Below are 6,935 nucleotides of genomic sequence, written 5' to 3'. Positions count from 1 at the left end.
GCGCTCTTCCGGACCCTGAGCGACGACCCGGACACCTACCTGAAGAAGGACCACGCGTCGTTCGCCTCCGCCGTCGGACGCTCGTTCTACTCCCAGATCCTTCCGTCCAACAGCGTGAACCTGGCCTGGTCCTCGTGGTCGATCCAATGGTTGGCGCGCACTCCGAGGCCGATCCCCGACCACGTCGTGGTGGCGTACAGCCGCGATGACGACATCCGCGCCGCCTACGCCAGGCAAGCGGCACACGACTGGCACGAGTTCGTCGCGTTCCGCGGTCGTGAGCTGAGCCCTGGCGGCCGACTGGTGGTGATGACGATGGGAATCGGCGAGGACGGTGACTTCGGGTACCGGCCGCTCCTGGAGGCCACCGTGGACACGCTCGCCGAACTCGGGGCACGTGAACTCGTGACCGAGGACGAGGTGCGCCGGATGACGATCCCGATCGCCGGGCGCCGCGCCCGCGACTTCCTGTCCCCGTTCGCGCCGTCCGGCACCTTCGAGAAACTCTCGATCGAGCACCTCGAGGTGTTCGACGCCGAGGACCGCTTCTGGACCCAGTATTCGATCGACAAGAAGGCCGAGGGGCTCGGCGCCAGGTGGGCGGCGTTCCTGCGCATGTCGACGTTCCCGAGTCTCGCAGTCGAGCTACCGGCCGAACGCCGCGACGGTTTCCTCGACGAACTCTGCTCGGGTGTCGCGGCGCGGGTGGCGGCGGCACCAGCCGAGGTGCGAATCCCCTTGGCGCAGATAGTGATCGAGAAGAAGCAGCGCGTGCATCACTGACTTCAGCCCGCGATGCGCTCTCGGAAGGTGTTGCGGTAGTTCTGCGGCGACACGCCCGTCAACCTGCGGAACTGCTCCCGGAAGTTCGCAGACGACGCGAAGCCGACCTCCCGGCCGACCCGCTCGACGCCGTGTGACGTGGTCTCCAGCATCTGCTGCGCGTGGCGCACCCGCACGCCGGTGAGCCACTGCATGGGGGTCTGGCCGGTCTCGGTCTGGAACCGTCGGTTGAGTGTGCGGACGCTAACCGCGGCGCGCGCGGCGATGTCACCGAGCGCGACGTCGCGGTGTGCCTCCCGTTCGATCCACGCGAGGACGTCGTCGAGTTCGGTGCGCTCGGCGATTCGCGTGGCGCGGGCCTGATTCCGCACGATGAACTGAGCTTGGCCGCCGCTGCGGTGCAGAGGCGCCACGGCCAGTCGCGCGGCGTCCGCGGCGACGGCGGAACCGTGGTCTCTTGCCACGATGTGAAGGCACAGATCCAGGCCCGCCGATGCGCCCGCTGACGTCAGCACCCGTCCTTCGTCGACGTAGAGCACGTCGGGGTCCAGTCGGACGGCCGGAAACGTCGCACGGAACGCCTCGGTGGCCCGCCAGTGCGTGGTGGCGCGTTTGCCGTCGAGCAGGCCGGTGGCCGCGAGCGTGAAGGCGCCCGAGCAGATCGACGCGATCCTGGCGCCGCGCTCGAAGGCCTCGCACAGCGCCGTGATGACCGCCGCGGGCGTCTCGATCGACACGTCGTTGCGCCCAGGCACGACGACGGTGTCGGCTTCGGCGAGCGCCTCCAGTCCGTGCTCGGTGGCGATGCTCAGCGGTCCGGCGGTGACCACGGAGTCGGTGCCACACACCAGCACCCGGTATCCGGCCTCCCCCGACGCGAGCTCGACGCGCCCGAAGACCTCAACGGGCGTCGCGAGGTCGAAGGCGACGGTGTCGGGAAGCGCCAGCACGGCGACGGTGTGCATGACCGGGACGGTAACAGACCCAGTGGCAAGATTCCGTCGACACGTGGCATTCTCGCCACTGGTGACGGAGGCCGGCCGGAGGCCACGATGGCCGAGTGCACGCCCAACTCGTATTGTTCGACGGTTTCGACCCGCTCGACGTCATCGCACCGTTCGAAGTTCTCGCCGCGGGAAGCGATGCCGTCGGCGGTGAGCTGGTGGTCGAGCTGGTCTCGGCCGAGGGTCCGCGCCGGGTGACGAGCGGCACCCGCGGCATGGTTCTCGACGCGACTGCCACCCTCGACCCGACCAAGGCGGGCTTCGTCATCGTGCCGGGCGCGTCCGGCCCGATTGACGGCGATCCCGACGAGATCGACACGATTCCAGTGCTGCTCAGCCGGTTCGGTGCGACCGCCGCCGCGAGCCTGCTGCGCGAGGCGATGGCGAATCCGGACGTCACGGCGGCGACCGTCTGCGGCGGGTCACTCGCGCTGGCGATGGCGGGCCTGCTCGAAGGGCGAAACGCCGTGACCCACCACCTCGGCATGGACGTGCTCGACGCCACCGGCGTCAACGCCATCGCCGCGCGCGTAGTCGATGACGGTGACCTGGTCACCGCGGGCGCGGTCACCTCCGGACTGGACCTCGCGCTGCACCTTCTCGAGCGCACCTACGGCCCAGGGGTCGCGCTGGCAGTCGAGGCGCTGTTCGCCTACGAGCGCCGCGGAACGGTGTGGAGCCGGCCATGAGTCTCCTCGGCACCTGGGACGTGACGATCAAGACCCCGATCGGCTCATTGGCCGTCGTCTATGAGTTCACCGAAGCCGTTGGAGTGCAATCTGGTTCGGCCACGCTCAAGGCCGAGACGGTAGCCTTGGATGCCCTCACCGTCACTGGTCCACGGGTCACCTGGCGACAGTCGATCACCAAACCGATGCGACTCGATCTGGACTTCGACGTGCTCATCGACGGCGACCATCTGAGCGGTCATTCCCGCGCGGGCCGACTACCCCGCTCGACGGTGAGTGGCACTCGCCGCACGGGACGGTGACGGCGGCCGGAAGTCATTGCCATCCGATCGTCGGCGGAGGACCATGAACTCCGACGGCAGCGCCGTCGGGACGCTGCCCCGTCTAGAGGAGGCAGATCGTGTACGCACGAACAACCACCATCGAGGCCACGCCCTCATCCCTCGACGCCGGCATTGCCTACGTTCGCGACACGGTGATGCCCGTGCTCGAGGGCCTGGAGGGACACATCGGCCTGTCCCTGGTGGCCGACCGGTCATCCGGCCGCTGCATCATCACCAGTGCCTGGGAGTCAGAGGATGCGATGCGCGCCAGCGCATCGGCCGTCGAGGACGTTCGCAACCGCGCCGCGGAGATCTTCGGTGGCGCGAGCCCAACCGTCGACGAATGGGAGATCGCGGTCCTGCACCGCGATCACGAGGCGGGGGCGGGGGCCTGCGTCCGGGTCACCTGGGCCACCGTCGACACCGACCAGATCGACGCTGGCCTCGAGGTATTCAAGTCGGCCCTGCCCGCGCTGCAGGAACTCGAAGGATTCTGCAGCGCAAGCCTGTTGGTGGACCGAACGTCGGGCCGCGGGGTGTCGTCGATGGCCTTCGCGAGCGCCGACGCCATGGAGCGCAACCGCGGCGAAATGGATCGGCTCAGAGGCTCGATGTCCGAGGAGGCAGCCGCCCAGATCCGCGAGGAGCACGACTTCGAGTTGATGATCGCCCACCTTCGGGTCCCCGAGATGGCCTGAGTCAGGGCGCCATCTGGTAGGCGCCGTCGTACGCCCGCACCCGCTCCCAGACGCGGGTGAAGCGGTCCGCGTCGGGGACCGGTTTGCGGATGGCCCCGAGCGCCCAGTCCTGCTGCGCCGGTGTCGATGTCGGCTTACCTTGCAGTGCCACGGCATACGTGTTGAAGTCGTTGATCTGGAAGCCGAAGATCTGATCGACGATGTCGTCGTCGAGGTCGGTGAGCGCAGCCTGTTCCAGGATCAGCTGGCCGTAGACGATCAGCGAGAACAGGTGTCCGACGTTGAGCAGGAAGTCGAGATCCTTCGCCTGTTCGGCGTCGGGCGCCGCCGTGACGAGCAGCTCCCTGAACGCCTGCGCCTGCTCGTAGAACAGCGCGACGTTCGGGATTCGGGCATGGTTCTCGTACACCGGCGCCCAGTCGGCGAACTGGATCGCACCGGCACCGCGGGTGGGCCCCTGATTCCAGAAGAAGGTGTCGTCGCTGGCGTCGTTGCGGGTCGGAATCTCTTGGTAGGACTTGGGATTGAGCATGTAATTCGGCATGAACTTGAGCACCAGGCCGACGTTGACGTGCACCGTGCCCTCCAGCCGCGGCAGGCAGCCGATGAGCTGCGCGACCTCGCGGAACATGGTGTTCTTCTCATAGCCCTTGGCCGCGATCACGTCGTGCAGGGACCGCATCACGGTCTCCCCCTCCATCGTGACCTTGGCCTTCGTCATGGGGTTGAACAACAGGTAGCGCCGGTCCTCCAGGCTCGCGCTGCGGAAGTAGTCGACCGCCCGCCGGCTGAACGCCTTCATCGCGATCATCCGCGCGTAGGCGTCCACGAAGTTGGCCCGGACGTGACTGAAGTCGGTGACGGGGTTGCCGTAGAGGATGCGGTTCTGCGCGTGGGTGATCGCCTCGTAGAACGCGTGCTCGGTCATCCCGATCGACGAGGAGCACAGGTTGAACTTGCCCACGTTGACCGTATTCAGTGCCGCCGCAAAGGCTTCCACGCCGGTGTGCAGGATGTCCTCGGCCCGCACCGGATAGTTCTCCAGCCGGAACGTGCTCACGTAGATCTGCATGTGCACGACGTTGTCGATCAGGTGGTAGTTCGCGTGCCGACTGTCGGCGGCGAAGAACACGTACGCGTCCTGGCCATCGACGTCACCACGCCTGCCGAACACCGACACCAGGCTCGCGACGTTGCCGTTCCCGATGTAGTACTTCTCGCCCGACGCCCGGTACAGGATGCCGTCGGCCTGGTCCTCCTCGCTCGCCGGAGTCAGCACCATGTCGGTGCTGTAGACGTCGGCGCCGTGCTCGCGCTCCGATAGGCCGAACGCCATGACCTCGCCGGCATCCAGATCGTCGGCAGCGCGCAACTTGGCGTCCTTGTTCTCGCTCTGCCAGACCGGACCGAGACCCAGGATGGTGACCTGCTCGGTGTACCAGTAGGTAAGGCCGTAAAAACCGAGAATCTCGGCGAGTGCCGCGTTGCGCGCGCCGTCCCAACGCTTGTCCGGGTTTCCGTCGGCGAACTCCGAGGGCGTCAGGAACGTGGCGAAGAGCTTCTCCCGCTTGACGAACTCGACGAAGTCGGCGGGCCACAGCGCCTTCAGGTCGTCGTCGAGGATTCGCTTCTTGCCCTGGCCCTCGAAGAAGTCGATGGTCGCGCGCAGCAGTCGCCGGGTCTCCGCGTCGAACTCGGTCGGATCGTAGGTGTGCGGGTCGAAGAGCAGGCCGTCGGTATCGGTCATGCGTTCCTCCTAGGGTTGCGGCGGCTGAAACGGGGCAGGAACGAACGGCAGACCGGGGATGGTCTGGTACGGCAGGGTCGGAATGATTGGACCCTGTGTGCTCGGCGGCGTGGTCACCGTGCTTGGCGCAGTCTCCGATGGCGGTGGAGGTGGCGGCTCGGTGGTGGTTGGCGGCGGCGGTGCCTCCGTCGACGGTGGTGGGGCTTCCGGCGCGGGCGGCGCTTCCTGCGTCACCGTCACGACGGGCGGGGGCGCCTGCTCGGTGACGGTCTGGTTGTCCGGCGCCTGCGCGGGAGGAGGCACTTCCGCGCTGGGCTGCGGAACCTCCGATGCGGGCGGGGCCGTGGTGGTCGGCGTCGTGGGAGTCGAGGCGGGCGCGGCAGGCTCGTCGTTGCGCAGCACGTACAACGCAGCGCCACCGAGCGCGACCACTGCGAAAACCACGGCGGCCGCGAGGATCGCGAGTGGGCGGCGGTACCACGGGAGCACCGCCGCCGCGTCCTCGGCTTCTGCATCGTGGTCTGCGAAGGCCAGCTGCGGTCGGGGGTCGTACGGCTCGTATGCCGGACCGTCCTGGACGTCTGCGGGGTCTTGGGGCGTCGGCTCGGGAATGTCGTCGGCGTCCGACCACGCCAGGGCGCGAAACGTCGACGATCCCGGCGCACCGGCATCGGCTGGTGACGCCGGGACCAAGGGGGCGGCGACGGCGGCTGCGGGCGCCACGGCGGTCGCCCCGTCGGGGACCAGACCGCGAGCCGCCAACAGCGCGCCGCCGATCGCGGCCGCCAACTCCGGCTGAGCCGACGTGATGACGGGAACCCGCAGGTGCTCGGACAGCGCCGTCGTGAACACGGGCATGCGCGCCCCGCCGCCGACCGACGCGACCGCGACGAGGTCACCGGGACGAATCCCGCTGCGCTGCACGGTGTCCTGAAGCACGACGATGAATGCGTCGAGCGGCTCGCGGATGGCGTCATCGAGTTCGGTGCGGGTGATCCTCACCTCGGTGCGATGCCCAGGCAATTCCACGGCGAGCGACGTGACGGCCGCCGTCGAGAGCCGTTCCTTGGCCGCCCTGCACTGACCGCGCAGCCGGCTCAGCGATCCGATCGCCGACGTGCTCGACAGATCCACCGAACCCGCCGCCGCCAGGTCACCGACCACGCGGCTCAGCAGCGCCTGGTCGACGAGATCGCCCGAGAGGTCGGCGTGCCGGACCGTCGGACCGATGGGCTGGAAGCCGTTGGCCGCATCGGCGAGGGTGATGTTGACGCCGGTACCACCGAAGTCACACAGTGCGATGATCCCCCGCGTTGGCACGCCGGGATCGTCCTGCAGTGCGGTGAGCGAGGCCACCGCGTCGGACACCGGGAGAGCCTGCTTCGAGCCACCGAACTCGGGTCGTGCGGCCAGCGCGCCACGCAGGGCGTCGACCGCAGCCGGCGGCCAGTGCGCCGGATGGGTCACCCCGACCGGCTCGGAGGCCGGGTTGCCCGCCGTCAGCGCCTGCAGCAGAGACCGCAGCGCGTCGGCCAACAGCACCTCGGCATGGTGCGACGAGCCGTCTTCGGCGACGATCGAAACCGGGTCGCCGACTCGGTCGACGAAGTCGGTGATGATCAGTCCGCGCTCGGCGAGGGCGGGGTTCTCGCTGGGGACGCCCACCTCCGCGGGACGGTGCGGGTAGAGCG

Annotated in this window: 7 protein-coding genes; 4 read left to right on the top strand and 3 right to left on the bottom strand. The window is 68.5% G+C overall.

Annotation, left to right across the window (positions count from 1 at the left end; genetic code table 11):
* The coding region (locus tag ACRDUX_RS05940) for a class I SAM-dependent methyltransferase (RefSeq protein ID WP_526411938.1) at nucleotides 1–783 on the top strand (783 nt) is incomplete at its 5' end.
* 2 nt (nucleotides 784–785) lie between these two features.
* Here ACRDUX_RS05940 and ACRDUX_RS05935 read toward each other — a convergent pair.
* Nucleotides 786–1,748, bottom strand: a complete 963-nt coding sequence (locus tag ACRDUX_RS05935; protein ID WP_526411936.1) for a GlxA family transcriptional regulator — start codon at nucleotides 1,746–1,748, stop codon at nucleotides 786–788.
* Nucleotides 1,749–1,843: 95 nt separating this feature from the next.
* On the opposite strand from ACRDUX_RS05935, the gene ACRDUX_RS05930 reads away from it, so the two are divergent.
* The 3 genes from ACRDUX_RS05930 (at nucleotide 1,844) to ACRDUX_RS05920 (ending at nucleotide 3,497) form a co-directional block, all read left to right on the top strand.
* A complete protein-coding gene (locus ACRDUX_RS05930) occupies nucleotides 1,844–2,476 on the top strand; it encodes a DJ-1/PfpI family protein (RefSeq protein ID WP_526411934.1) in 633 nt (210 codons plus the stop codon).
* Nucleotides 2,473–2,778: a hypothetical protein gene (locus ACRDUX_RS05925; protein WP_526411932.1), complete on the top strand. Its 306-nt coding sequence runs from the start codon at nucleotides 2,473–2,475 to the stop codon at nucleotides 2,776–2,778. Before ACRDUX_RS05930 ends, ACRDUX_RS05925 begins: the two co-directional genes overlap by 4 nt.
* Before the next feature lie 98 nt (nucleotides 2,779–2,876).
* Nucleotides 2,877–3,497: an antibiotic biosynthesis monooxygenase gene (locus ACRDUX_RS05920; protein WP_526411930.1), complete on the top strand. Its 621-nt coding sequence runs from the start codon at nucleotides 2,877–2,879 to the stop codon at nucleotides 3,495–3,497.
* A 1-nt stretch (nucleotide 3,498) separates the two neighbouring features.
* On the opposite strand, the gene ACRDUX_RS05915 is transcribed toward ACRDUX_RS05920, so the two are convergent.
* A complete protein-coding gene (locus tag ACRDUX_RS05915; RefSeq protein WP_526411928.1) occupies nucleotides 3,499–5,244 on the bottom strand; it encodes an acyl-CoA dehydrogenase family protein in 1,746 nt (581 codons plus the stop codon).
* Between the two features lie 9 nt (nucleotides 5,245–5,253).
* The coding region (locus ACRDUX_RS05910; RefSeq protein ID WP_526411926.1) for an Hsp70 family protein at nucleotides 5,254–6,935 on the bottom strand (1,682 nt) is incomplete at its 5' end.

Source organism: Mycobacterium sp., from assembly GCF_050701675.1.
Taxonomy (GTDB): Bacteria; Actinomycetota; Actinomycetes; order Mycobacteriales; family Mycobacteriaceae; genus Mycobacterium.
Note: the sequence above shows the minus strand (reverse complement) of the source record. Positions and strands in the feature narration are given on the sequence as shown.

What these genes read in the sequence shown, in the direction of transcription:
- ACRDUX_RS05935 (WP_526411936.1), bottom strand. Translation starts at nt 1,748, where the DNA reads ATGCACACCGTCGCCGTGCTGGCGCTTCCCGACACCGTCGCCTTCGAC.
- ACRDUX_RS05925 (WP_526411932.1), top strand. Translation starts at nt 2,473, where the DNA reads ATGAGTCTCCTCGGCACCTGGGACGTGACGATCAAGACCCCGATCGGC.
- ACRDUX_RS05915 (WP_526411928.1), bottom strand. Translation starts at nt 5,244, where the DNA reads ATGACCGATACCGACGGCCTGCTCTTCGACCCGCACACCTACGATCCG.